The sequence below is a fragment of the Nonomuraea sp. NPDC049504 genome (genome assembly GCF_040676845.1).
Classification (GTDB): Bacteria; Actinomycetota; Actinomycetes; order Streptosporangiales; family Streptosporangiaceae; genus Nonomuraea; species Nonomuraea salmonea.
In genome coordinates this window covers 66,606-89,292 of the sequence record NZ_JBFAPT010000022.1, presented here as the reverse complement: position 1 = coordinate 89,292, position 22,687 = coordinate 66,606, and the positions used below count along the sequence as shown (strand labels likewise).

At 71.9% G+C, this 22,687-nt stretch carries 24 protein-coding genes; 16 read left to right on the top strand and 8 right to left on the bottom strand.

From position 1 onward, the window contains the following. Nucleotides 1–11 precede the first annotated feature (11 nt). Complete coding sequence (locus AB0K28_RS35225) at nucleotides 12–647, bottom strand: hypothetical protein (protein WP_364378388.1); 636 nt, start codon at nucleotides 645–647, stop codon at nucleotides 12–14. A gap of 183 nt (nucleotides 648–830) precedes the next feature. Between AB0K28_RS35225 and AB0K28_RS35220 the strand changes: the two genes are divergently transcribed. The 3 genes from AB0K28_RS35220 (at nucleotide 831) to AB0K28_RS35210 (ending at nucleotide 3,612) form a co-directional block, all read left to right on the top strand. Then, a complete protein-coding gene (locus AB0K28_RS35220; RefSeq protein ID WP_364378386.1) occupies nucleotides 831–1,424 on the top strand; it encodes a histidine phosphatase family protein in 594 nt (197 codons plus the stop codon). A 6-nt stretch (nucleotides 1,425–1,430) separates the two neighbouring features. Beyond that, nucleotides 1,431–2,156: a helix-turn-helix domain-containing protein gene (locus AB0K28_RS35215; protein ID WP_364378384.1), complete on the top strand. Its 726-nt coding sequence runs from the start codon at nucleotides 1,431–1,433 to the stop codon at nucleotides 2,154–2,156. A gap of 265 nt (nucleotides 2,157–2,421) precedes the next feature. Beyond that, nucleotides 2,422–3,612 carry an FAD-dependent monooxygenase gene (locus tag AB0K28_RS35210; RefSeq protein ID WP_364378382.1) on the top strand — a complete coding sequence of 397 codons (1,191 nt, stop codon included), beginning with the start codon at nucleotides 2,422–2,424 and terminating at the stop codon, nucleotides 3,610–3,612. Here the strand turns inward: AB0K28_RS35210 and AB0K28_RS35205 are convergent. The 5 genes from AB0K28_RS35205 to AB0K28_RS35185 all read right to left on the bottom strand — a co-directional run bounded on the left by AB0K28_RS35205 (nucleotide 3,578) and on the right by AB0K28_RS35185 (nucleotide 7,625). Further along, nucleotides 3,578–3,808, bottom strand: a complete 231-nt coding sequence (locus AB0K28_RS35205; protein ID WP_345385779.1) for a hypothetical protein — start codon at nucleotides 3,806–3,808, stop codon at nucleotides 3,578–3,580. The two genes, AB0K28_RS35210 and AB0K28_RS35205, sit on opposite strands and share 35 nt — an antisense overlap. A 63-nt stretch (nucleotides 3,809–3,871) precedes the next feature. Beyond that, nucleotides 3,872–4,099, bottom strand: a complete 228-nt coding sequence (locus tag AB0K28_RS35200; RefSeq protein WP_345385781.1) for a hypothetical protein — start codon at nucleotides 4,097–4,099, stop codon at nucleotides 3,872–3,874. A gap of 15 nt (nucleotides 4,100–4,114) precedes the next feature. Further along, entirely contained in the window at nucleotides 4,115–5,452 is a 1,338-nt protein-coding gene (locus AB0K28_RS35195; protein WP_364378379.1) for a TRAP transporter large permease subunit, read from the bottom strand. Nucleotides 5,453–5,526: 74 nt separating this feature from the next. Next, a complete protein-coding gene (locus tag AB0K28_RS35190) occupies nucleotides 5,527–6,441 on the bottom strand; it encodes a CoA ester lyase (RefSeq protein WP_364378377.1) in 915 nt (304 codons plus the stop codon). Further along, the gene (locus tag AB0K28_RS35185) at nucleotides 6,438–7,625 is read right to left on the bottom strand and encodes a CoA transferase (protein WP_364378375.1); all 1,188 of its coding nucleotides are present in this window, start codon (nucleotides 7,623–7,625) and stop codon (nucleotides 6,438–6,440) included. Before AB0K28_RS35185 ends, AB0K28_RS35190 begins: the two co-directional genes overlap by 4 nt. A 68-nt stretch (nucleotides 7,626–7,693) precedes the next feature. On the opposite strand from AB0K28_RS35185, the gene AB0K28_RS35180 reads away from it, so the two are divergent. Then, the gene (locus tag AB0K28_RS35180; RefSeq protein WP_364378373.1) at nucleotides 7,694–8,347 is read left to right on the top strand and encodes a GntR family transcriptional regulator; all 654 of its coding nucleotides are present in this window, start codon (nucleotides 7,694–7,696) and stop codon (nucleotides 8,345–8,347) included. 48 nt (nucleotides 8,348–8,395) lie between these two features. Here the strand turns inward: AB0K28_RS35180 and AB0K28_RS35175 are convergent, their stop codons facing one another. Further along, the gene (locus tag AB0K28_RS35175; RefSeq protein WP_364378371.1) at nucleotides 8,396–9,223 is read right to left on the bottom strand and encodes a Scr1 family TA system antitoxin-like transcriptional regulator; all 828 of its coding nucleotides are present in this window, start codon (nucleotides 9,221–9,223) and stop codon (nucleotides 8,396–8,398) included. Between the two features lie 245 nt (nucleotides 9,224–9,468). On the opposite strand from AB0K28_RS35175, the gene AB0K28_RS35170 reads away from it, so the two are divergent. From AB0K28_RS35170 to AB0K28_RS35160, 3 genes are all read left to right on the top strand, one after another. Further along, nucleotides 9,469–10,089 carry a hypothetical protein gene (locus tag AB0K28_RS35170; RefSeq protein WP_364378370.1) on the top strand — a complete coding sequence of 207 codons (621 nt, stop codon included), beginning with the start codon at nucleotides 9,469–9,471 and terminating at the stop codon, nucleotides 10,087–10,089. A 94-nt stretch (nucleotides 10,090–10,183) separates the two neighbouring features. Further along, on the top strand, nucleotides 10,184–10,501 hold the full coding sequence (locus AB0K28_RS35165) for a hypothetical protein (protein ID WP_364378369.1): 318 nt from the start codon (nucleotides 10,184–10,186) through the stop codon (nucleotides 10,499–10,501). 20 nt (nucleotides 10,502–10,521) lie between these two features. Then, nucleotides 10,522–11,262 (top strand): GntR family transcriptional regulator, encoded by a 741-nt coding sequence (locus AB0K28_RS35160; protein WP_364378367.1) that lies wholly within the window; start codon nucleotides 10,522–10,524, stop codon nucleotides 11,260–11,262. Here AB0K28_RS35160 and AB0K28_RS35155 read toward each other — a convergent pair. Further along, the gene (locus AB0K28_RS35155; protein ID WP_345385802.1) at nucleotides 11,236–11,853 is read right to left on the bottom strand and encodes a DedA family protein; all 618 of its coding nucleotides are present in this window, start codon (nucleotides 11,851–11,853) and stop codon (nucleotides 11,236–11,238) included. The genes AB0K28_RS35160 and AB0K28_RS35155 overlap by 27 nt on opposite strands. Before the next feature lie 159 nt (nucleotides 11,854–12,012). On the opposite strand from AB0K28_RS35155, the gene AB0K28_RS35150 reads away from it, so the two are divergent. The 9 genes from AB0K28_RS35150 to AB0K28_RS35110 are packed head-to-tail and all read left to right on the top strand — an operon-like array spanning nucleotide 12,013 to nucleotide 22,684. Then, nucleotides 12,013–13,959 carry a beta-L-arabinofuranosidase domain-containing protein gene (locus AB0K28_RS35150; protein WP_364378364.1) on the top strand — a complete coding sequence of 649 codons (1,947 nt, stop codon included), beginning with the start codon at nucleotides 12,013–12,015 and terminating at the stop codon, nucleotides 13,957–13,959. Continuing rightward, nucleotides 13,956–15,644, top strand: a complete 1,689-nt coding sequence (locus AB0K28_RS35145; protein WP_364378362.1) for an ABC transporter substrate-binding protein — start codon at nucleotides 13,956–13,958, stop codon at nucleotides 15,642–15,644. The genes AB0K28_RS35150 and AB0K28_RS35145 overlap by 4 nt, the downstream gene beginning before the upstream one ends. Further along, nucleotides 15,645–16,580 (top strand): ABC transporter permease, encoded by a 936-nt coding sequence (locus AB0K28_RS35140; protein WP_345385808.1) that lies wholly within the window; start codon nucleotides 15,645–15,647, stop codon nucleotides 16,578–16,580. It abuts the gene before it with no gap. Continuing rightward, nucleotides 16,577–17,575 (top strand): ABC transporter permease, encoded by a 999-nt coding sequence (locus AB0K28_RS35135; RefSeq protein WP_364378360.1) that lies wholly within the window; start codon nucleotides 16,577–16,579, stop codon nucleotides 17,573–17,575. Before AB0K28_RS35140 ends, AB0K28_RS35135 begins: the two co-directional genes overlap by 4 nt. Beyond that, nucleotides 17,572–18,372, top strand: a complete 801-nt coding sequence (locus tag AB0K28_RS35130) for an ABC transporter ATP-binding protein (RefSeq protein ID WP_364378358.1) — start codon at nucleotides 17,572–17,574, stop codon at nucleotides 18,370–18,372. Before AB0K28_RS35135 ends, AB0K28_RS35130 begins: the two co-directional genes overlap by 4 nt. Continuing rightward, the gene (locus AB0K28_RS35125) at nucleotides 18,369–19,181 is read left to right on the top strand and encodes an ATP-binding cassette domain-containing protein (protein WP_364378356.1); all 813 of its coding nucleotides are present in this window, start codon (nucleotides 18,369–18,371) and stop codon (nucleotides 19,179–19,181) included. The genes AB0K28_RS35130 and AB0K28_RS35125 overlap by 4 nt, the downstream gene beginning before the upstream one ends. Further along, on the top strand, nucleotides 19,178–20,455 hold the full coding sequence (locus AB0K28_RS35120; RefSeq protein ID WP_364378354.1) for an alpha/beta fold hydrolase: 1,278 nt from the start codon (nucleotides 19,178–19,180) through the stop codon (nucleotides 20,453–20,455). The genes AB0K28_RS35125 and AB0K28_RS35120 overlap by 4 nt, the downstream gene beginning before the upstream one ends. Further along, nucleotides 20,448–21,788: an aminopeptidase P family protein gene (locus AB0K28_RS35115; protein WP_364378352.1), complete on the top strand. Its 1,341-nt coding sequence runs from the start codon at nucleotides 20,448–20,450 to the stop codon at nucleotides 21,786–21,788. Before AB0K28_RS35120 ends, AB0K28_RS35115 begins: the two co-directional genes overlap by 8 nt. Continuing rightward, complete coding sequence (locus AB0K28_RS35110; RefSeq protein WP_364378350.1) at nucleotides 21,785–22,684, top strand: dihydrodipicolinate synthase family protein; 900 nt, start codon at nucleotides 21,785–21,787, stop codon at nucleotides 22,682–22,684. Before AB0K28_RS35115 ends, AB0K28_RS35110 begins: the two co-directional genes overlap by 4 nt. Nucleotides 22,685–22,687 lie beyond the last annotated feature (3 nt).

Genomic DNA, 22,687 nt, shown 5'->3' with positions numbered 1-22,687 from the left:
GTTCCGTCGAGTCAGTCTGCGGCGCAGACGGGCGCGAGCGCCAGGGCCAGGGCCTCGCGATGCAGGCGGTCGAGGCGGGCACGGGTCTCGGCGGCGCGGCGGGCGTCGGCGAGGGCGGGCGCGCAGCGGCGCGGCACCCCGCGTACCGGTTCGGTGTCCTTGAGCAGGTGCAGCAGGCGCGGGGTGAGCAGGTCGAGCCGTGAGCGCAGGTCGCCCGCGAGCCCCGGGCGCGGCTGCGGACGCAGCGCGGGCTCGGCCTGCCAGCGGGCGTGCAGACCGCGCCGCACCAGGTTGGCCGCCTCCAGCTGGGCGCGGAAGAACCACACGCCGGTGGGCGCGGGCAGGCCGATCTCGACGGAGTGCTCGGTGACGGCGTCGAACAGCTCGTGCTCGGTGGTGAGGTCGGCGGCAGTGCTGGTGGTGGGGGTGCCATATTCGGCGGCGGCGACCGCGTCGGCCAGCAGCAGCCGGCGTACGGTCAGCTCCGCCAGCTCGGGCAGGTCCTCGAGCCCCGCGGGCCCGCGCAGCGCCGCCGGGTCGTCGGTGGTGGTGAGACCGGCGTGCAGGGCGGGCGCGGTGGCGACGGCCAGCAGGACCGCGGCGATGGCCGCGGCGTGGCAGGCCATGGGTAGTGCCTGGTGAGGCATGACGATGACTCCTGTGCGTGAAATCTCGACAACGCACCGTACATGCCCCTGGCCCCGGCCCACCATCCGCCCCCGCGATCACTGACGATGACGACACCCCCGCATGGCCGTCAGGGGAAGGTTCGCTGCCGGGAAACGGCCTGGTGTGCCACACTTCACTCTCACCTAAGAAGGGGGCAAAGGGTGGCGAACCGCTATCTCTATCTGGCACGGCATGGCGCGGCGATCGACGAGGGCGAGCTGAGCGAGACGGGGTGCGAGCAGGCCGAGCTGCTCGGCAAGCGGCTGGCCGAACATCCCATCACCGCCGTGCATCACGGCCCGCTCCCCCGTGCCGCGCGTACCGCCGAGATCGTGGCCCGTCACCTGCCCGGCGCCCAGGTGCGGACGGCCGACCTGTACGGCGACTACGTCCCCGCCGCCCCGCCCCGCGACGAGCTGCCGCCGGCGCACGCGGCGTTCCTCAACGGCTTCACCGACGCCGAGCTGACCTCGGGCCCGCCGCTGGCCGCCGCGGCGATCGCCCGGCACGCCGGCCCTGCCGACGTCGAGACGCACGAGCTGATCATCACGCACAACTTCCTCGTCGCCTGGTTCGTCCGGCACGCGCTCGGCGCGCCCGAGGCCCGCTGGATGGGGCTCAACCAGGGCAACTGCGCCCTCACCGTCATCCTCTACCGGCCCGAGGTGCCGCCTTCGCTGATGTTCTTCAACGACATGAGCCACCTGCCGCAGGACCTGCGCTGGACCGGCTTCCCCCCGGCACTGCGGATGTGACACGGCATGGGGCTGGAGATCGAGAGCAGGGAGTCCGACTCGCCGTACGTGGAGCGGGTCTGGCGCAGCCGCAGCAGCGACGTCACGGAGATGATGTCGGTCGCCTCGGCGCGCTTTGACCTGGTCTTCTGGGAGGAGCGCGGCGAGACGCACGTGGCCGTCCAGGGGCCGGAGACGCGGGCGAGCGTGGCGCCGGTGCCCGAGGACGCCACGTTCTTCGGCATCAGCTTCGCGCTCGGCGTCTCGATGCCACACCTGCCGTTCGAGCGGCTGGTCGACGGCAATCTGCTGCTCCCCGGCGCCACCCGGCGCTCGTTCCACCTGCAGGGGTCGTCCTGGCACCTGCCCGGTTACGACGACGCCGAGGCGTTCGTGCGGCGGCTGGCGCAGGAGGAGGTGCTGGTCCGCGACCCGCTGGTGGCCTCGGGGGGCGGCCCTGTGTCGTGGGTGTCGGAGCGTACGCTGCAGCGGCGCTTCCTCGCGGCCACCGGCCTGACCAGGAACGCGGTCCGGCAGATCGACCGGGCCAGGCACGCGGCGGTGCTGATCAGGGACGGCGTGCCGGCCGGCGAGGTCGTGCACCGGCTCGGTTACTTCGACCAGCCGCATCTGGCGCGATCGCTGGCCCGCTTCGTCGGCCGCACCGCCACCCGGCTCGCCCAGGCCGATCCCGCCGAGCCGCTGTCCCTGCTCTATCGCAGCAGCGCGAGCCCGCACCGCATCGACGGCTGAAGGCCCGCTCACCGGCGGCTGACAACGATGTCTCAACAGAGCTTCCCCGGCACGTGCGGCAGGAGGACCGCGCCGAAGAGGCCCTGTGGCGGCGTACGGACGCGCTGCGCCCCGCCGACGTGTGCCGGCTCGCCCGCGCCTCGACCTAGGAGTTCCGAAAGGTACGCGTTCGGCCTGCTCAGCGGCGCGGCGTCCCGATAAGCCGCCCACCACTTGCTACTCTCTGCACCTGAATGGTGACGTTTAGTACGGTGAGGAGCTCGTTGTGAAGGTCGCCTGCGTCGGCGGCGGACCCGCCAGCCTGTATTTCTCCATCCTGATGAAGCGCGTGGACCCGTCCCACGAGATCACCGTCTACGAGCGTTACCCGGCCGGCGCCACCTACGGGTGGGGGGTGACGTACTGGGAGGAGCTGTTCGACTACCTGCACGAGGTCGACCCCGAGTCGGCCCGCGCGATCGGCGAGTCGTCGGTGCGGTGGGACAGCTGGGTCGTGCACGTGCAGGACCGCGCGACCGTCACCGTCGAGCACGGCGACGAGGGCTTCGGCGTCGGACGGCAGCGCATGCTCGACATCCTCGCCGAGCGGGCCCGCGACCTGGGCGTGGACATCGCCTACGAGCACGAGATCACGCCGGAGACGGAGTTCGCCGACGCCGACCTGGTGGTGGCCGCCGACGGGATCAACAGCGTGCTGCGCGAGCGGCACGCCGAGCATTTCGGCACCGAGGTGTCGGTCGGCCGCAACATGTACATGTGGCTCGGCACCACCAAGGCGCTCGACGCCTTCACCTTCGTCTTCACCGAGACGCCGCACGGCTGGATCTGGGGCTACGGCTACGGCTACGACTCCGGGCACAGCACGTTCATCGTGGAGTGCGCGCCCGACACCTGGCGCGGGCTGGGCTTCGACACGGCCGGCGAGGCCGACGGGCTGGCCCTGCTGGAGAAGCTGTTCGCCGAGGTGCTTGACGGCCACCCGCTGATCGCCCGGAGCGAGGCGGGCGGCAGCGCGCGCTGGCTCAACTTCCGCACGCTGACCAACCGCAGGTGGTACCGCGACAACGTGGTGCTGCTCGGCGACGCCGCGCACACCACGCACTTCTCGATCGGCGCGGGCACGGCGCTGGCGCTGGGCGACGCCGCCTACCTGGTGGAGGCGCTGCACTCGGCGACCGACCTGGACGCCGCGCTGGCCCGCTACGAGCGCGAGCGCCGCGCGGCGATCCGCGTCTCGCAGCGGGCGGCCAGGCGCAGCGCCCGCTGGTACGAGAGCGTGCCGCGCTACGTGAACCTGCCGCCGCGCCAGCTCATCGCGCTGCTCAACGAGCGGCACTCGGCCGTGCTGCCGTACGTGCCGCCGCGGCTGTACTACGTCACCGGCCAGACGGCCGGCACGCTGGCGTGGCTGGCGTCGTGCCTCATACCGGGGCGGCGCCGCCGGACATCGGGATGAGATGACCCGGCCTGCGGCGGCGTGAGGCCCGTCCGGCCAGGAACGCGGCCAGCAGCGCCGAGCCGATCAGGACGGTCTTGGGCCTGGTCACGGCCTTCCTGACCCGGGTCTTCACCCCCGGTTTGGACGCGACGGCCGTCCGCGCGAGCGTGACGGCCCTGTCCTTGCCGCGAGACCTCGTCTGCTGCGTCCTCATGCTTTCCCCCCGCTTGCTCGGCGGCACGTCTACCCAGGTCAGCGCCGTCCATGCGGGTGGCGGTCAGTCCTCGCCGGTCTTCCAGCGGTAGACGTACGACATGACGAACCCGAGCAGGCCGGTCACCCCGGCCGCGACGGTCATGGGCAGGCCGAGCGCCGCGACGGCCCCTGACACCAGCCCGGGGCTGCCCGCGATCAGGCCGGCGGCCTGGGCGAGCACGAGGACGACGCCGAGCGCGAGGAACAGCACGAGGCCGATCTTGAACAGCACCATGGTGAGACGTCTCATGACGGGGGGCTCCTCTCAGATCGGCAGCACGCCGGTCGCGACCAGCACGCCGATGACCAGGGTCGGGATGACGAACCACAGGATGAGCCGGCCGAACGTCCTGGCCGGGTCCACCTGGGCGATGCCGCTGGCGATGTAGATGGGGGCCGCGCCCGGCGGGGACGCGCCCTCGGTCGAGGCGAAGATGAGGATGGCGGTGGCCGCGGCGGCGGGCGAGACTCCTGCCGCGGTGAGCGCGCTGAAGGCGACCCCGCCGACGGCGGCGATCGTGGCGGTGCCGGTCAGCGGCGCGGCGATGACGACGAGCAGCAGGCCGACGATGGTGGCGATGACGACGGCGGGCGCCTGCACGCTCTGCATGACCGTGGTGAGCTGCTCGACCAGGCCCAGCTCGCCGAGGCTGGCGGCGGCGGCGAAGGCGAAGAACAGGGTGGCGCCGATGACGGCGTAGCGGGGCGCCATCTCGCCGAGCAGGTCGTTCCAGGCGCTCGCGGTGCGCGGCAGCCGCCGCCAGGCGACGGCGAACGTGGCCAGCACGGTCAGCACCGGGATCCACACGACGATGCTGATGTCGCCGGCCGCCTCGCCGACCCGCGACTCCATGAGCGCCTTGCCGAACTCCAGCGTCATCAGCACGGGGATGGCGATGCCGGCGTAGACCAGCAGCGAGGTCCATCCCGCGCGCAGCGCGGCCCGCAGCGGCACGATGTCGGCGGCGTCGGTGGCGGCGATGCGGTGCCTGCGCACCCACAGGAAGACCACCACGAACCGGTGCGCGACCGTCCACAGGCCGCCCACCAGGGCGGGCACGAACAGCTGGTCGGCGGTCAGCACCGGCGCCACGGCGGCCGAGCCGAGCAGCAGGAACATCGACGAGCTCGGCGGGATCGAGATGCCGAGCCCGGCGTTGCCGGCGACGAGCGAGGCGGCCAGGTCGGGCCGCCAGTTCGAGCGGATCATCCAGGGGATGGTGACCGAGCCGACCGAGGCCGAGATGCCCGAGCCGGACCCGGAAGGGCCGCCCAGCAGCGCGGCGGCCGACGTCGAGACGTATCCCGCGCCGCCGCGCAGCCGGCCGAACACCGAGTTGAGCACCGTGACCTGCTCCTGGATGAGGCCCAGCCTGGTCAGCAGGTACCCCATGAAGACGAAGGCCAGGGCGGCGAAGACGACCTCCTCGGCCATGGCGTCGGCGATGCCCGCCCAGGCCAGCTCGAAGAAGCGGGCCCCGCCGAAGAGGCACACGCCGGCGAACCCGATGAGCATCGCCTCACCGATGTTGCGTTTCAGCACGCCGTTCCAGACGACGATGATGACGATGTAGGCGACGAGCGCCCAGATGGCGATACCCACGGCGAAAGTCCTCCAATGGGGTGGGGCTGGGGGTGTTCGGCGAGCCTTCGCCGACGGTCAGGTGCCCGGCGGGGTCAGGCGCCGGGCGGCGCACTCGCCGGGGGCGGGCCCTGCGAGTGCGAGTCCTGCGAGTGCGAGTCCTGCGAGTGCGAGTCCTGCGAGTGCGGGTCGGCGAGGTGGCGGGCGAGTGCGAGGGTGCGGCGGGCTCTGGTGACGATGGGGGCGTCCACGAAGCGGCCGTCGGGGAGGGCGACCGCGCCGGCGCCGTCCCGTTCGGCCTGCTCGGCGGCGGCGACGATCTCGACGGCCCTGGCCGTCTCCTCCTCGCCAGGACGGAAGGCGCGCCTGATGGCGGGGATCTGGCGGGGGTGGATGGCGGTCCTGCCGAACAGGCCGATCGCGCGGCCGGCCCGGCAGGAGGCGAGCAGCCCGTCCTCGTCCTTGACGTCGGGGTAGACGGACATGGGCACCGGGGGCAGCCCGGCCGCGGCGGCGGCGAGGACGACCTGCAGGCGCAGGTGGTTCATGGCCTGCTGGTTGGTGATGCCCAGCTCGGCGGCGAGGTCCTGCTCGCCGAGCGCCACTCCGGCCACGTGCGGGTGCGCGGCGATCTCGCGGGCGTTGACGATGCCGGCCGCCGACTCCAGCAGCGCGTACGCGGGCACGCCTGTCAGCGTGTCGAGGACGGCGGCCGACTCGACCTTGGGCAGCCGCACGGCGTCGGCCAGGCCGGCGACGGCGGCCAGGTCGTCGCGCCCGCGCTCGCCGGCGGGGTCGTTCACCCGCACGTGCAGCACGCCGCCGTCGGGGCGGGCGCTCAGGTAGGCGACGGCGTTGGCCCTGGCCTCGTCCTTGCGAACGGGGGCCACCGCGTCCTCGAGGTCGATGATGACGACGTCCGCGCCGGACGCGACGGCCTTGGCGAACCGCTCGGGCCGGTCGCCCGGCACGTACAGCCAGGTCACCGGCGGGCGCTCGGAGGCGCTCACGCGATCACCCCTTCCTCGCGCAGCCGCGCGATGCGCTCTTCGGGGTAGTCGATCTCGCCGAGCACCTCGTCGGTGTCGCGGCCGAGCGGGCGGCCCGGCCAGCGGATCCCGCCTGGGGTGTCCGACAGGCGGAACAGCACGTTCTGCATGGTGAGCGAGCCCAGCTCCTCGTCGGGCACCTCGACGAACGTGCCGAGCGCGGCGTACTGGGGGTCCTCGGCGAGGTCGGTGACGTCGTAGATGGGCGCGACGGCGGCCTGCGCCTGCTCGAAGGCGGCGATGACCTCGTCGGCGTCGCGTTCGGCGATCCAGGAGGCGACGGCCTCGTCCAGCTCGTCCACGTGCTGCACCCGGCCGTGCCCGCTGGCGAACCACGGCTGCTCGACCAGGTCGGGCCGGCCGACGAGGGTGACGACCCGCTCGGCGATGGGCTGGGCGCTGGTGGAGATGGCGAGCCAGCGTCCGTCGCGGGTGCGGTAGGTGTTGCGGGGGGCGTTGCTGCTGGAGCGGTTGCCGGTGCGCTGCGGCACGGCCCCGAGCGCCTTGTACGCGCTCATCTGCGGCCCGAGCAGGCCCAGGATCGGCTCGATGATGGCCATGTCGATGACCTGGCCGCGCCCGGTGCGCTCGCGGGCGTGCAGGGCGACCATGATCGCGTACGACATGGCGAGGCCGGCGATGCCGTCGGCGAGGGCGAGCGGCGGCAGGGTGGGCGGCCCGTCGGGCTGGCCGGTCATGGCGGCGAAGCCGCTCATGGCTTCGGCGAGGGTGCCGAAGCCCGGCCGTCCCGACATCGGCCCGAACTGCCCGAACCCGGTCATCCTGGCGACGATGAGCCGGGGGTTGAGTTCCAGCAGGTCGTCGGGAGAGAGGTTCCAGCGTTCCAGGGTGCCGGGACGGAAGTTCTCGATCAGCACGTCGGAACGTTCTGCGAGGCGGCGCAGGATCTCCTGCCCCTCGGGGCGCGACAGATCGACGGCGGCGGTGCGCTTGTTGCGCGAGAGGGTCTTCCACCACAGGCCCACCCCGTCGACCGAGGCTCCGTGCCCGCGCGAGGGGTCGCCCCGCCTCGGGTGCTCGATCTTGATCACGTCGGCGCCGAAGTCGCCCAGCATCATGGCGGCGGAGGGACCGGCGAACAGGGTCGCCGCGTCGATGACCCGCAGGTCGTCGAGGCTCGTCATGGGTATGTAACTTATAAGAAATATGTCATAGGTCAACCATGTGACCATTTTGCGGGACACTTAAGGACATGTCAGCCACCGAGCCGCGGCCGCCCATGAGCAAGGCCGACTACGTCTACGCCGTGCTTCTGGAGGAGATCCGGTCGGCACGGATCCCGGGAGGGACCGCGGTCAGGGCCGGGGAGGTGGCCAAGCGGCTGGGGGTGTCGGTCACGCCGGTGCGCGAGGCGCTGCGCCGGCTGGAGAAGGACCGGCTGATCAGCTACGAGGCGCACCACGGCGCGACCGTGATCGACCTGGGTGACGAGGCGCTGGCCGAGTACTACGGGCTGCGCGCCGTCGTCGAGGGGCTGGGGGCGCGGCTGGCGGCGTCCAGGATCACCCCCGAGGAGCTGGCCGGGCTCAGGGAGCTGCACGCCGCGATGGCGCGCGACGCCGCCGAGGGCCGCAACGACCGGCTCGGCGAGCAGAGCAGGACCTTCCACCTGCGCATCGTCGACATCGGCGGCCCCGCCTTCCTGGGCGGGCACGCGAGATCGGTCCGCAACAGCTTCCCCGTCCCCGCCGAGGCGTCGCTATGGCTGGACGAGACCCAGGTCAGGGCCCAGCTGGACGCCCACGAAGGCATCCTGGCCGCCCTGGAGGCCGGCGACGGCGAGACGGCCGAACGCATCATGATCGACCACGTCCAGCACGCCGGCACCTACCGCCGCCACCGGTGACCGGCCGCCACGGCCTGTCCCCCGCACGCCCGTGACGGGTGGCGATGGTCAGGTCGTGGAGTTTCTGATCTCGTCGAGGACGTCGGCGGTGGAGTCGACGGGCAACGCCGACAGGGACAGGCGGGCGAAGGCCTGCTGGTGTTCCTCGACGCGCCGCCGGTCCTCGATGACGACCGGCGCGTGCAGCAGGTGGAGCACCAGCGTGTCGGGGCTCGCGGGGTCGGCGAAGCGGAGCAGGGTGAACGGCGGCCCCTGGTAGAGGTAGCCGCTCTCGGCGACGGGCCGGGCGACCTGCAGCGCGATGTGCTGCTGCTTGGTGGCCGCGGTGAGGGCGTCGAGCTGGGCGAGCCGGTCCTCGGCCCGGCTGAGCGGCGGGTCGAGCAGCGCCGTACGGTCGAGCACCGCCCAAAGGCGCGGCCCCTCCTGCCGGTCGAGCACCTGCTGCCGGACGGTGATCAGCGAGGCCATGGCGGCGGCCCGCTCGTAGGCGGCGCCCGGCAGCAGCCCGGCCAGGGCGGCCGACAGCGCGTAGGCGGGGGTCTGCAGCAGCGGCGGGATCTGGTGGGGGCAGTAGGTGTAGATGATCTGCGCCCGGTCCTCCAGCTCCAGGAACGCCGACAGCGCCAGGGGCACGCCGGGGGCGTCGTACCAGCCGGGCACCCGCTCCTCGCGCAGCAGCGACAGCACGCGGGCGACGTGCTCGCCCTCGCCGTACAGCTGCAGCAGCGTGCGCACGGTGCCCTCGCGGGGCGCGACGAGCCCGTGCTCGATGCGGAAGATGGTGGAGGTGTTGAGCCCGGCCGCGTCGGCGGCGGACTTCATCGACAGCCCGGCACCGGCGCGCAACGAGGAAAGCCGGGCCGCGACAACGCTCAACTGCATACGTCTGTCACAGCCACCGATGACAAAAATCAGCGTTTACACCAGGTCTGTTGCAACAGTGTGACGGTTGATGCACGATGGCCACTCTAGTGGCCTGACACGTTATGCATACGCCGATCCGAAAGGCAGTGACTGTGGCGGACGCGTGGATGCTCCATCCCGACTACCGGACTCCCCCGGTCCCCACAGACACGGACATACCGCCGGGCCCGTGGCGTCACCCCGACGGCGGCCAGATCATGAACGGCACCTACGAGCGCCAGCTGCCCAAGCGCCAGATGGAAGTCGTGACCGTGTGGTACGGCTATCCGCTGAGCCACTGGCGTGGCCCGCGGATGCCGCGCTTCAGCAGCCCGATGGTATCGGCATGGAACCCGGTGCTGGCACAGGGCCTGGCCGTCGATCCCGCGGCGCCGTCGCCGTACCGCGACGAGCTGTGGTGTGACCGGTGGATCGCCGAGGCCCTGCTGTACGGGCGCAAGCCGTACGGCGCGTTCACGCTGCCGGTGGACGAGGCGATGCGCTGGTTCGCCAAGAGCGGCGGCACGAACCTGGTCTACCAGGCGCGGGCGGAGGACGACCTGGTGCGGGTGGTGGCGGGCACGTCGGAGCGTTACGGGCAGCTGTTCGACCTCGACGCGCTGATCGCGGACTACCGGGAGGCGCTGCCGAAGCCGCTGGCCGACCGTGAGGCGGAGGCGCTGGAGGCGCATCGCACGGTGTCGCCGGCGCTGTCGTACGTGCTGAGCGAGCCGGCCGAGACGCTGTTCGCGCAGGCGGCGCTGTCGGTGCGGGGCCTGACGCTGGGTTATCCGCCGCGCGAGACGGCGGCCAGGATCGTCGCCGGCGCCGCCTCGTGAGCCCGCTGGACGTCAAAGGCGTGCTGTTCGACCTCGACGAGACGCTGCTGGACCATCGCGGCGCGGCGAGCGCGGGCATCGCCGCCTGGGCGGCTTGGCCATGCCTGCCCTGGCCGACCTCGACGCCGCCTACGAGGAGTACGCCGCCCGCTACCGGCGCTCCTGGGTGGCCTTTCCCGACGTGGCGCAGGCGGTGGCGGGGCTGGCCGGGTTCGCGCTGGGGGTGCTGACCAACGGCGTGCAGCGCGTGCAGGAGGCGAAGGTGCGCGCGATCGGACTGGCTGGATCGTACGGGCGCGGAGCCCGGCCCCGAGGAGTTCCCGCGCATCACCTCGCTGACGGAGCTGGCGCCGCCGCTGAGGGCCTGAACCGGTTACGACGCCAGCTTGACACATTTGTCAGGACATTCTGACCTGCGTTAAGCTGATCAGCATGACCGCCAATCTGGCCATCGACCTCGATCGGTCAAGCCCCGTGCCGCTCTACTTCCAGGTGGCCGAGCAGATCGCCGAGGCGATCCGGCGAGGCGACCTCGCGCCGGGCTCGCGGCTGGACAACGAGATCCTGCTGGCCGACAAGCTCGGCCTGTCGCGGCCGACGATCCGCCAGGCCATCCAATATCTGGTGGACAAGGGCCTGCTGGTGCGCAAGCGCGGCGTCGGCACGCAGGTGGTGCACGGCCAGGTCAAGCGCTCGGTCGAGCTGACCAGCCTCTACGACGACCTGCGCAGGGCGGGCCAGGAGCCGGCCACGCAGGTGCTCGCGCTGGAGCCGCGCCCGGTGGAGGAGGACATCGCCGCCATCCTGGGCGTCGAGCCCGGCTCACAGATCCTCTACCTCGAGCGGCTGCGCTTCGCGGCGGGCGAGCCGCTGGCGGTGCTGCACAACTGGCTGCCGCTGGGCCTGGCCCAGCTCAGCGCGGCCGACCTGGAGAGCCGCGGCCTGTACGAGCTGCTGCGCGGCGCGGGCGTGCGGATGCGGGTGGCCAACCAGCGCATCGGCGCGCGGGCGGCGGGGCAGGCCGAGGCGCGGCTGCTGAAGGAGCGCAGGGGCGCGCCGCTGCTGACGATGGTCCGCACCACCTACGACGACCAGGGCCGGGCGGTCGAGCACGGCTCGCATGTCTACCGGGCCTCCCACTACTCCCTAGAGGTCACCCTCATCGAGCGCTGAGGCGGCGCGGCGGCGCAGATAGAGCGTGGTGGCCACGCCGAACAGCACGGCCGCGGCGAGCCCGGCCCAGGAGAAGCCCTTGAGCCACTTCTCGGCCACCAGCCCGAGGTAGTAGATGACCGCGGTGGTGCCGGCCGCCCACACGACGCCGCCGAGCACGTTGGCGACCGCGAAGCGCCAGTACGGCATGCGCAGCGCCCCCGCGAGCGGCCCGGCCAGGATGCGGAGCAGGGCCACGAACCGCCCGAAGAACACCGCCCACATGCCGAAGCGGGTGAAGTAGTGCTCGGCCCTGGTGATGTGGCGGGGCCCGAAGTGCTTGGGGAAGCGGCGGCCGAGCCGGGCGAACAGCGCGGAGCCGCCCTTGCGGCCGATGGTGTAGCCGGCCGAGTCGCCGACGATGGCGCCCGCGCCGGCGCAGGCCGCCACCCACGCGGGGTGCACGATGCCCTTGGCGGCCAGGATGGCGCTGCTGACCAGAACGATCTCGCCGGGCAGCGGGATGCCGAGGCTCTCCAGCCCGATGACGAGGGCGACGGTGGCGTAGAGCCAGCCCGCGGGGATCGCCTGCAGCCAGTCGTCGATGTGCACCGGAAAACCCTAGCGCCGTCCGGACGCTGCTCGATCCGACCGATGTTTACAAGATATTTCGCTCGGATCACGTTCGTTTCAGTCCGCTCGTAACCCTTGGCAAGTGACCTTCCCGACTTCTAAGGTGCAGTGCAATGCCACACATTACTGGGATGGTTCATGACGTCTAAGCAGGTCACGCCACCGGCCGGCGCGGTACGCCTGAGCAAGGAGGCGGCCTCGGCGGCCGTGCGTCCGCTGTCCGGGGTGCGCATCACGGGAGGTCTGCTCCACCACTGGCAGCGCCGCAACAGCACGGCCACGATCCCGCACACCATCGAGCAGCTGCGCGCGGCCAGCAACGTCGCCAACCTGAGCCGGCTGCTGGAGCAGGACCCGCCGCCGTACCGCGGCCGCTACCCCTTCCTCGACACCGACCTCTACAAGACCCTGGAGGGGCTCGCCTACGAGCTCGGCGACGGCAGCGCGGAAGAAGGAGTGCGCGACTTCTACGAGGAGGTCGTCACCCTCCTCGAACGGGTCCAGGCCGGCGACGGCTACCTCAACTCCTTCTTCCAGGACCCGGCCGCCACCAAGAAGCCGTGGGAGGACCTGGCCTGGGGCCACGAGCTGTACAACCTCGGCCACCTCATCCAGGCCGCCGTGGCCGCGCACCGCCGCATGGGCGACGACCGGCTGCTGCGCATCGCCCGCCGCTTCGCCGACCTGGTGACCGCGCGGTTCGCCGACAGCGGCGTGTGCGGGCATCCCGAGGTGGAGATGGCGCTGGTCGAGCTGTTCAGGGAGACCGGCGAGCGGTCCTACCTCGACCTCGCCGCCGCGTTCGTCGACCGGCGCGGCTCCGGGCAGCTCAAGCACAGCATCTTCCCCGGCGACTACTTCCAGGACCACGTGCCCTTCCGCGAGCTGCCCTCGGTGACCGGTCACGCGGTGCGGATGGCGTACCTGGCGGCCGGCGCCGCCGACGTGCTGCTGGAGACCGGCGACGCCACCCTCGCCGAGGCGCTGGAGCGGCTGTGGGACGACATGGTCGCCACCAAGCTCTACATCACCGGCGGGCTCGGCAGCCGCCACTCCGACGAGGCCATCGGCGACCGCTACGAGCTGCCGTCCGAGCGCGCCTACAGCGAGACCTGCGCCGCCATCGCCCTCATGCAGTGGGCGTGGCGGATGTTCCTGGCCACCGGCGCCGCCTCCTACCTCGACGTGTTCGAGCGGGTGCTCTACAACGCTTACGCGGTCGGCCTGTCCGCCGACGGCCGCGCGTTCTTCTACGACAACCCGCTGCAGCGCCGCCCCGACCACGAGCAGCGCAGCGGCGCCGAGGCGGGCGGCGAGCCGCTGCGCCGCGCCTGGTTCGGCTGCCCGTGCTGCCCGCCGAACATCGTGCGCTGGATGGCCCAGCTCGCCGACTACGTCGCCGCCGAGCGGGACGGCGCCGTCCTCGTCGCCCAGTACGCCACCGCCCGGATCGAGACGGCGGAGCTGGCGCTGGCGATGGAGACCGGCTACCCGTGGGACGGCGACGTGCGGCTCACCGTCGAGCGGGCCCCGCAGGGCGCGTACGGGCTGGCCCTGCGCGTGCCCGGCTGGGCGCGCGGCGCGACGCTCACCGTCAACGGCGAGAGCGTCCCCGCCGAGCCGGAAACCGGCTGGCTGACCGTCGAGCGCACCTGGACGGCCGGCGACGAGGTCCGCCTCACCCTGCCCATGCCGGTCAGGGCGCACGGCTCCCACCCCTACCTCGACGCCACCAGAGGCGCGCTCAGCCTGGCCCGCGGCCCCCTCGTCTACTGCGTCGAGCAGCACGACAGCCCCCAGGCCGCCGTGGACGACCTGCTCGTCGGCGTGAACGACGCCACGGCGGCATCGACCAGGCAGGACGGCCTCGCGCCCGGCGCGGTCGTGCTGGACGTGCAAGCGCACCCCGCTCCCCCGCCCCCGGCCGAGCTCTATCCCGAACTGCCGTCCCCCGGGACGGCGCTGCCCGGCACGAAGGTCCCCGCGACCTTCGTCCCCTACTTCCTGTGGGGCAACCGCGGCCCCGCGGCCATGCGGGTCTGGGTCAGGACCCCCGACACGACCAACGGAAAGAAGGCGACATGAGGAGATCGGCGGCGCTCACCAGCGTCACGATGACCGCCGTGCTGGCACTGTCGGCATGCGGCGGCGGCGGGGCCGCGCAGAGCCCCGGCGGCGGCACCGGCGCCACCGGCCAGGCCACCCCCGCCACAGGCGGCACCGTGCACGTCCTGGCCAACGCGGACTTCTCCCACCTGGACCCGGCACGCGGCTTCGACGGCGGCGTCAACAACTTCTACCGGCTCATCTACCGGGGCCTCACCACGTTCGGCGCCGGGCCGGGCGCCGAAGGCACGAAGATCGTCCCCGACCTCGCCACCGACACCGGCACCCCGTCCAACGACGCCAAGACCTGGACCTTCACCCTCAAGGACAACATCTTCTTCGAGGACGGCACCCCCATCACCAGCGAGGCCGTCAAGTTCGGCTTCTCGCGCGCCTTCGACCCCGAGGCCGGCATCGGCTCCCCCTACGGCCGGCTGCTGCTCGACGCCCCCAAGGACTACAAGGGCCCCTACCTGTCCGGCGACCTCGACACCATCGAGACGCCCGACCCCAAGACCGTCGTCATCCACCTGAAGAAGCCGTACGCCGACTTCCCGAGCGCGCTGGCGCTGCCCAACTTCACCCCCTTCCCCAAGGGCACCGGCGCGGGCGCCGCCTTCGACAGCAAGCCGATCGCGAGCGGCCCGTACAAGCTGGCCTCCTACCAGCGCAACGCCTCGCTCAAGCTGGAACGCAACCCGCAGTGGAAGCCCGAGACCGACACCGTGCGCGCGGCCAGGCCCGACGCGTTCGAGTGGACGTTCGGCCTCGACCCGGCCACCATCGACGAGCGCATGCTCGCCGGGCAGGGCACCGACGCCGACGCCATCGGCCAGAGCATCCAGGCCGCCACGGTCGCGCGCGTGCAGACCCCGCAGATCAAGGCCCGCACGCTGTCCGGCCTCAACGGCTGCACCACCTACATGGGGCTCAACACCACCAAGAAGTACCTCAAGGACGTCCGCGTCCGGCAGGCCATCAACCACGCCATCGACAAGGACACCATCGTCGCCGCGATGGGCGGCTCCACGCTGGCCGAGAAGGGCACCTCGATCCAGCCGCCCACCGTCGCCGGCCGCGTCGACTACGACCCCTACCCCCACGACGTCGCCAAGGCCAAGCAACTGCTGGCCGACGCCGGCCTGTCGGGCGGCTTCTCGCTGATCCTCGACACCAGGGCACAGCCGAAGATGGCCGCCGTCTCGGTCGCCGTGCAGGAGGCACTCAAGCAGATCGGCATCGACGTCAAGATCAACAACATCGACGCGTCCACCTACTACGAGGTCATCGGCACCCCCGCCAAGCAGAACGACATGGCCGTGACCGGCTGGTGCCCCGACTGGGCGTCCGGCGCGACGTTCCTGCCGCCGCTGTTCGACGGCCGCAACATCACCTCCAAGGGCAACTCCAACCTCGCCCAGATCAACGACAAGGCCGTCAACGCCAAGATCGACGAGATCGCCCAGATGACCGACGTCGAGCAGGCCAACGCCGCCTACGGCGAGCTGGACAAGCAGATCATGGAGCTGGCACCCGTCGTGCCGCTGGCCTACGAGAAGCTCATCCTGGTCAACGGCGCCAACATCGCCGGCGCCTACCAGTCCAACTCCTACTCCGGCGGCATCGACCTGGTCTCCGTCGGGCTGGCGAAGCCGACGAAGTAGATGACGGTCGCAGCGCATCCAGAGCAGGTGGCGGGCGGCGCGCCCGCCACCTCGGGCCGGCGCGTCCTGCGCGTGCTGCTGCGTGATCGGGGCGCCGTGCTCAGCGGCGCCTACCTCGCGCTGATCGTCCTCATGGCGATCTGCGCGCCGCTGATCAGCGCGATCACCGGGCACGGCCCCAACGACTTCGACACGGCCGCGGTCAACACCGACCTGGGCGGCGTCCCGTACGGCTCGCTCGGCGGCATCAGCTCCGAGCACCTGCTCGGCGTCGAACCCCAGAACGGCCGCGACATCCTCGCCCGCATCGCCTACGGCGCCCGCGTCTCCCTCATCATCGCGATCTCCGCCACCGCCCTCACCACGCTGCTCGGCGTCGTGCTCGGCATGCTGGCCGGGTTCTACCAGGGCTGGGCCGACCAGGTGATCTGCCGGATCATGGACTTCCTGATGGCCTTCCCCGCGCTCATCTTCATGATCGCCATCCTGTCGGCGCTGCCCCAGGGCAACCGGCCGGTGCTGCTCGTCGTGGTGATCAGCGTGTTCGGCTGGCCCTACCTGGCAAGGGTGGTGCGCGGGCAGACGATGACGCTGGTCAACCGGGAGTTCGTGGAGGCCGCGCGAGCCTCCGGCGCCTCCACCGGGGCACTGGTGTTCAAGGAGATCCTGCCCAACCTGCGCAGCTCCCTCATCGTCATGACCACCCTGGCGGTGCCCGGCTACGTCGGCACCGAGGCCGGCCTGTCGTTCCTCGGCGTCGGCGTCACCCCGCCCACCCCCTCGTGGGGCCAGATGATCGCCGGCTCGGTCGGCTGGTACGCCGTCGACCCCATGTACTTCGTCATCCCCGGCGCGTTCCTGTTCCTCACCGTCCTGTCACTGACCGTGCTGGGCGACCGCATCAGGGCCGCCTTCGACGCGGGGGAGGCCTCATGATGGCCCGCTACGTGGCCGGCCGGCTGGCCGGCGTCGTGGTCATCCTGTTCCTGGTGTGCCTGTTCACGTTCGTGCTGTTCTTCACCCTGCAGCCCGACCCGGCCGTGATGATCTGCGGCAAGACCTGCACCCCGGAACGCATCGACCAGATCCGCGGCGTGCTCGGCCTCGACCGGCCGTTCCTCACCCAGTTCCTCGGCTTCATCGGCGGCATCTTCGCCGGCCGCGATTACGGCGAGGGCGCCAACCTCGTGCACTGCGCCGCACCCTGCCTCGGCTACAGCTTCCAGACCAACCAGTCCGTCATGGACATGGTGGTCGAACGGCTGCCCGTCAGCGCCACCGTCGCCGTCGGCGCCGCCGTGCTGTGGCTGCTCGTCGGCATCGCCGCCGGCCTGCTCAGCGCCGTCAAGGAAGGCACCTGGCTGGACCGCACCGCGATGGGCCTGGCGCTCGGCGGCTCCAGCATCCCCAACTACGTGCTGGCGCTCGCCCTGCAGTACGTGCTCGTCGTCCAGCTGCAGGTGCTGCCGTTCCCGCAGGCCGTGGCGTTCTCCGACGACCCGGTGGTGTGGTTCCAGTCGTACCTGATGCCGTGGATCGTGCTGGCCACCGGCTACGCCTGCCTGTACGCCCGCCTCACCCGCGCCAACGTCATCGACACCCTCGCCGAGAACTTCATGCGCACCGCGAGATCCAAGGGCCTGTCACCGGCGCTCACCCTGCGCAGGCACGCGCTGCGCCCCGCGCTCACCCCGATCGCCACGATCTTCGGCATGGACTTCGCCGGCCTGCTCGGCGGCGCCCTCATCACCGAGACCGTGTTCGGGCTGAACGGCGTCGGCAAGATGGCCGCCGACTCCATCGCCAAGAACGACCAGCCCGTCATCATGGCGGTCACGCTGCTGGCCGCGTTCTTCGTGGTGGTCGGCAACGTCGTGGTGGACCTCGTCTACACCCGGCTCGACCCGAGAGTGAGGATCACGTCGCCATGAGCGAGCTGCTGGAGGTGGAAGACCTCACCGTCACGTTCCCCACCACGCGCGGCCCCGTGGACGTGGTCAGGAACGTCTCCTTCACCGTCGGCAGGGACGAGACCGTCGGCATCGTCGGCGAGTCGGGCTCCGGCAAGTCGATGACCAGCCTGGCCGTCATGGGCCTGCTGCCCAAGGGCGCCCGGACCAGCGGCAGCATCAGGCTCGACGGCGCCGAGCTGCTCGGCCGCCCCGAACGGGAGCTGCGCAGGATCCGCGGCGACCAGATGTCGATGATCTTCCAGGATCCACTGTCGTCGCTGAACCCGTACTACACGGTCGGGCTGCAGATCGAGGAGATGTACCGCGCCCACCGCGACCGCTCAAGGAAGGCCGCCCGCCAGGTCGCCGTCGACGCGCTCGCCCAGGTCGGCCTGCCCGACCCGGACAAGCGCGTCGACCACTACCCGCACCAGTTCTCCGGCGGGCAGCGCCAGCGCATCATGATCGCGATGGCGCTGGTGTGCCGGCCGAAACTGCTCATCGCCGACGAGCCCACCACCGCGCTCGACGTCACCGTGCAGGCTCAGATCCTGCGCCTGCTGGCCGAGCTGCGCGAGCAGAGCGGCACCGGCATGATGTTCATCACCCACGACCTGGCCGTGATCAGCTCGATCGCGACCCGCGTCCTGGTGATGCGCCGCGGCGAGCAGGTCGAGTACGGCACCGCCGAGCAGGTCTTCGCCGAACCCCGCCACGACTACACCCGCATGCTGCTGGAGAGCATCCCGCGCATCGACGACGAGGTGGCCACATGACGCTGCTGCGCGCCACGGACCTCACCAAGAGGTTCGTCACCCGCGGCCCGCTCGGCGCGAAAGCCGAGTTCACCGCCGTGGACCGGGTCAGCTTCGAGGTACGCCTGGGCGAGACGCTGGCCGTCGTCGGCGAGTCCGGCAGCGGCAAGTCCACCACCGCCCGCATGATCGCCAAACTCATGGACCCGACGGAAGGCGCCCTGGAGTTCGACGGCGAGGACGTCACCCACGCCAAGGGCGAAACCCTGGCCCGCTTCCGCGGCAACGTCCAGGTCGTCTTCCAGGACCCGTTCTCCTCGCTCAATCCCCGCCACACCGTCGAACGCATACTCAACGCGCCGCTGCTCTACCAGGGCCGCACCCCCAAGGGCGGCCGGCGGGCGCACGCCAAGGAGCTGATGGAACGCGTCGGCCTCAACCCCGACCACTCGCTGCGCTACCCCGCGCAGTTCTCCGGCGGGCAGGCCCAGCGCATCGGCATCGCCCGCGCCCTGGCCGTCGGCCCCAAGCTGGTGATCTGCGACGAGGCCGTCTCCGCGCTCGACGTGTCGGTGCAGGCCCAGATCATCGAGCTGCTGCTGCGGCTGCAGCGCGAGAGCGGCTTCAGCTACGTCTTCATCGCCCACGACCTGGCCGTCGTCCGCCAGATCGCCCAGCGCGTCGCGGTCATGAACAAGGGACGCATCGTCGAGCTCGGCGACACCCGGCAGGTGTTCGGCGACCCCCAGGACGAGTACACCCGCACGCTGCTGGCCGCCATCCCCCGCATCAACCCCGAATGGGACCGCCGCAGGAGGGAACACACATGATCACCGCCACCTACGTCATCCCCGGCATGCGGGTGCGCGACCACGTCGAACGCGTCCCGCTCGACTGGTCCGACCCCGGCGGGCCCGCTATCGAGGTGTTCGCCCGCGAGCTGGTGGACCCGGCCCGCGACCGCGACGACCTGCCCTGCCTGCTGTTCCTGCAGGGCGGCCCCGGCGGCAAGGGCCCCCGCCCGGTCGGCACGTCGGGCTGGCTCGGCCAGGCGCTGCAGAACTACCGGGTCGTCCTGCTCGACCAGCGCGGCACCGGCCGCAGCTCCCGCGTCGACGGCCGCACCATGAGCGCGCTCACCGCCGAGCAGGGCGCCGCGTATCTCGCGCACTTCCGCGCCGACTCCATCGTGGCCGACGCCGAGCACCTGCGCACCACCGTCTTCGGCGGGCGCCGCTGGTCCACCCTCGGCCAGAGCTACGGCGGCTTCCTCACCCTCACCTACCTCTCGCGCGCCCCGCACGGCCTGACCGCCTGCTACGTCGCCGGCGGCCTGCCCTCGATCGACCCCGACGCCGCCGAGGTCTACCGCCGCACCTATCCCCGCGTGGCCGCCAAGAACGCCGAGTTCTACCGCCGCTACCCCCACCACGCCGAGACCACCGCGCGCCTGGCCGACCGGCTCGCAGAAGGCGGCGTGCTGCTGCCCGACGGTGACACGCTCACCGTGCGGCGCCTGCAGTCGCTCGGCATCGACTTCGGCATGAAACCCGGCTACGAGCGCATGCACTGGCTGCTCGACGAGTCCGACGGGCTGCCCGACACCTTCCTGCACCAGGTGCTCGCCCGCTCCTCCTACGCCGACAACCCGCTGTTCGCCGCCCTCCAGGAGAGCATCTACGGCTCGGGCCCCGGCGCCACCGCCTGGGCCGCCCAGGCCGAACGCGAGCGCCACCCCGCCTTCGCCGAGGACGCCAGGCCGCTGCTGTTCACCGGCGAGATGATGTACCCCTGGATGTTCGAGGAGATCCGCGTCCTGCGGCCCTTCCGCGGCGCCGTCGAGCTGCTCGCCGCCCGCGACGACTGGCCGCCCCTCTACGACACCGACCGGCTGGCCGCCAACGACGTGCCCGTCGCCGCCGCCGTCTACTTCGACGACATGTACGTCGACGCGGGCCTGCAACTGCAGACCGCCGCCCGCGTCGGCAACACCCAGACCTGGGTCACCAACGAGTACGAGCACGACGGCATCGGCGACGACCGCGTCTTCGCCCGCCTGACCGAGCTCGTACGCCGGCAAGGAGGAGGAATCACCGGTGAGTGACGGCAGGCTGCCCCGGCTGGCGGAGATCCCCGCCTTCACCGACTACATCGCCCAGGGCTGGGACTCCCCCGCCCGCACCCCCGGCCTCGTCCCAGGAGCCGCCGAAGCGGCCGCCGCCCACCGCGACCGGCTGGCCGCCGCGCTGCCCGGCCGCACCGTCGTCGTCGCCGCCGGCCACGCCCCCACCCGCTCCAACGACACCGCCTACGACTTCCGCGTCGACAGCGACTTCTACTGGCTGACCGGCTGCGCCGCCGAGAACGCGATCGTCGTCGTCCGCGACGGCGCCGCCACCCTCTACCTGCCGCCGCCCGCCCGCCCCGGCGAGCCCGGCTTCTTCTCCGACGCCGCCTACGGCGAGCTGTGGGTCGGCCCGTCCCCCTCGCTCGCCGAATGGGCGGCCGCGCTCGGCGCCGACGTGCTGCTGCTGCCCGGCTACCCCGGCACCCCGGCGGGCGCGCTCACCGGCGACGACGCCGAGCTGCGGCGAACGCTCGCCGAACTCCGCATGATCAAGGACGAGTGGGAGGTCGCGCAGCTCCGCGAGGCCGTGGACCGCACCGTCGAAGGCTTCTCCGCCGTCGCCGCCGAACTGCCCGCCGCCATCCGGGCCGGCGGCGAACGCTGGCTGCAGGGCACCTTCGACCGGTACGCCCGCACCCACGGCAACGGCCCCGGCTACGCCTCCATCGTCGGCAGCGGCCCGCACGCCCCCACCCTGCACTGGGTGCGCTGCGACGGCCCCGTCCTGCCCGGCGAGCTGCTGCTGCTCGACATGGGCGTCGAGACCCGCTCCCACTACACCGCCGACGTCACCCGCACCATCCCCGCCTCCGGCGCCTTCACCCCCGCCCAGCGGCAGGTGCACGACCTCGTCGAACGCGCCCACCGCGCCGGCCTCGCCGAGGTCGCGCCCGGCCGGCCGTTCACCGCCTTCCACCACGCCGCCATGGAGGTCATCGCGCGCGGCCTGCACGACTGGGGCCTGCTGCCCGTCTCCGTCGACGAGGCCCTGTCCGCCGACGGCCAGCACCACCGCCGCTACCTCGTCTGCGGCATCGGCCACCACCTCGGGCTCGACGTGCACGACTGCGCCCAGTCCCGGTACGAGGCCTACCAGGGCGCCGCGATGGAGCCGGGCATGGTGCTCACCGTCGAGCCCGGCCTGTACTTCCACGCCCACGACCTGACCGTGCCGCCCGAGCTGCGCGGCATCGGCGTACGGATCGAGGACGACCTGCTGGTGACCGCCGGCGGCGCCGAGAACCTGTCGGCCGCGCTGCCCATCACGGCGAGCGGCCTGGAGAACTGGACCAAGGAGAGAACATCATGACCGCCCCCACCACACCGGTGTGGCACGGCGTACACGTCGCCACCGCGCTGCCCTTCCACGACGACCTGTCGGTCGACTACGACGCCTACGCCGAGCACGTCCGCTTCCTCGCCGGCGGCGGCTGCGACGGCGTCTGCCCCAACGGGTCGCTCGGCGAGTACCAGACGCTCACCGACGCCGAACGCGCCCGCGTCGTCCGCACCGCCGTCGAGGCCGCGCCCGACGGGTTCCACGTCATGCCGGGCGTGGCCGCGTACGGGGCCGCTGAGTCGCGGCGCTGGGCCGAGCAGGCCGCCGAGGCCGGCGCCGCCTCGGTGCTGCTGCTGCCGCCCAACGCCTACCGCGCCGACCGGCGGGCCGTCGTCGCCCACTACCGCGAGGTCGCCAAGGCCGGGCTGCCGGTCGTCGCCTACAACAACCCCCTCGACACCAAGGTCGACCTCACCCCCGACCTGCTGGCCGAGCTGCACCACGAAGGGCTCATCGTGGCGGTCAAGGAGTTCAGCGGGGACGTGCGCAGGGCGTACGAGCTGGCCGAACGCGCGCCCGGCCTGGACCTGCTGATCGGCTCCGACGACGTGCTGCTGGAGCTGGCCGTCGCCGGCGCGGTCGGCTGGATCGCGGGCTACCCGAACATGATCCCCCGCGCCACCGTCGAGCTCTACCGCCTCGCGGTCGCCGGCGACGTCGCCAAGGCCCTGCCGATCTACCGCGACCTGCACCCGCTGCTGCGGTGGGACTCCAAGACGGAGTTCGTCCAGTCGATCAAACTGTCGATGGACCTGGCCGGCCGCAAGGGCGGCGCCTGCCGCCCGCCCCGCGTCCCCCTCACCGCCGACCAGGCCGCCCAGATCACCCGCCAGACGAACGAGGTGCTCGCCAAGGGCTACCGCTGACCG

What these genes read in the sequence shown, in the direction of transcription:
- AB0K28_RS35180 (WP_364378373.1), top strand. Translation starts at nt 7,694, where the DNA reads ATGTCAGCCACCGAGCCGCGGCCGCCCATGAGCAAGGCCGACTACGTC.
- AB0K28_RS35130 (WP_364378358.1), top strand. Translation starts at nt 17,572, where the DNA reads ATGAGCGAGCTGCTGGAGGTGGAAGACCTCACCGTCACGTTCCCCACC.
- AB0K28_RS35185 (WP_364378375.1), bottom strand. Translation starts at nt 7,625, where the DNA reads ATGACGAGCCTCGACGACCTGCGGGTCATCGACGCGGCGACCCTGTTC.
- AB0K28_RS35150 (WP_364378364.1), top strand. Translation starts at nt 12,013, where the DNA reads ATGACGTCTAAGCAGGTCACGCCACCGGCCGGCGCGGTACGCCTGAGC.
- AB0K28_RS35145 (WP_364378362.1), top strand. Translation starts at nt 13,956, where the DNA reads ATGAGGAGATCGGCGGCGCTCACCAGCGTCACGATGACCGCCGTGCTG.
- AB0K28_RS35110 (WP_364378350.1), top strand. Translation starts at nt 21,785, where the DNA reads ATGACCGCCCCCACCACACCGGTGTGGCACGGCGTACACGTCGCCACC.
- AB0K28_RS35205 (WP_345385779.1), bottom strand. Translation starts at nt 3,808, where the DNA reads ATGAGGACGCAGCAGACGAGGTCTCGCGGCAAGGACAGGGCCGTCACG.
- AB0K28_RS35225 (WP_364378388.1), bottom strand. Translation starts at nt 647, where the DNA reads ATGCCTCACCAGGCACTACCCATGGCCTGCCACGCCGCGGCCATCGCC.
- AB0K28_RS35170 (WP_364378370.1), top strand. Translation starts at nt 9,469, where the DNA reads ATGAACGGCACCTACGAGCGCCAGCTGCCCAAGCGCCAGATGGAAGTC.
- AB0K28_RS35120 (WP_364378354.1), top strand. Translation starts at nt 19,178, where the DNA reads ATGATCACCGCCACCTACGTCATCCCCGGCATGCGGGTGCGCGACCAC.
- AB0K28_RS35200 (WP_345385781.1), bottom strand. Translation starts at nt 4,099, where the DNA reads ATGAGACGTCTCACCATGGTGCTGTTCAAGATCGGCCTCGTGCTGTTC.
- AB0K28_RS35135 (WP_364378360.1), top strand. Translation starts at nt 16,577, where the DNA reads ATGATGGCCCGCTACGTGGCCGGCCGGCTGGCCGGCGTCGTGGTCATC.
- AB0K28_RS35125 (WP_364378356.1), top strand. Translation starts at nt 18,369, where the DNA reads ATGACGCTGCTGCGCGCCACGGACCTCACCAAGAGGTTCGTCACCCGC.
- AB0K28_RS35160 (WP_364378367.1), top strand. Translation starts at nt 10,522, where the DNA reads ATGACCGCCAATCTGGCCATCGACCTCGATCGGTCAAGCCCCGTGCCG.
- AB0K28_RS35215 (WP_364378384.1), top strand. Translation starts at nt 1,431, where the DNA reads ATGGGGCTGGAGATCGAGAGCAGGGAGTCCGACTCGCCGTACGTGGAG.
- AB0K28_RS35140 (WP_345385808.1), top strand. Translation starts at nt 15,645, where the DNA reads ATGACGGTCGCAGCGCATCCAGAGCAGGTGGCGGGCGGCGCGCCCGCC.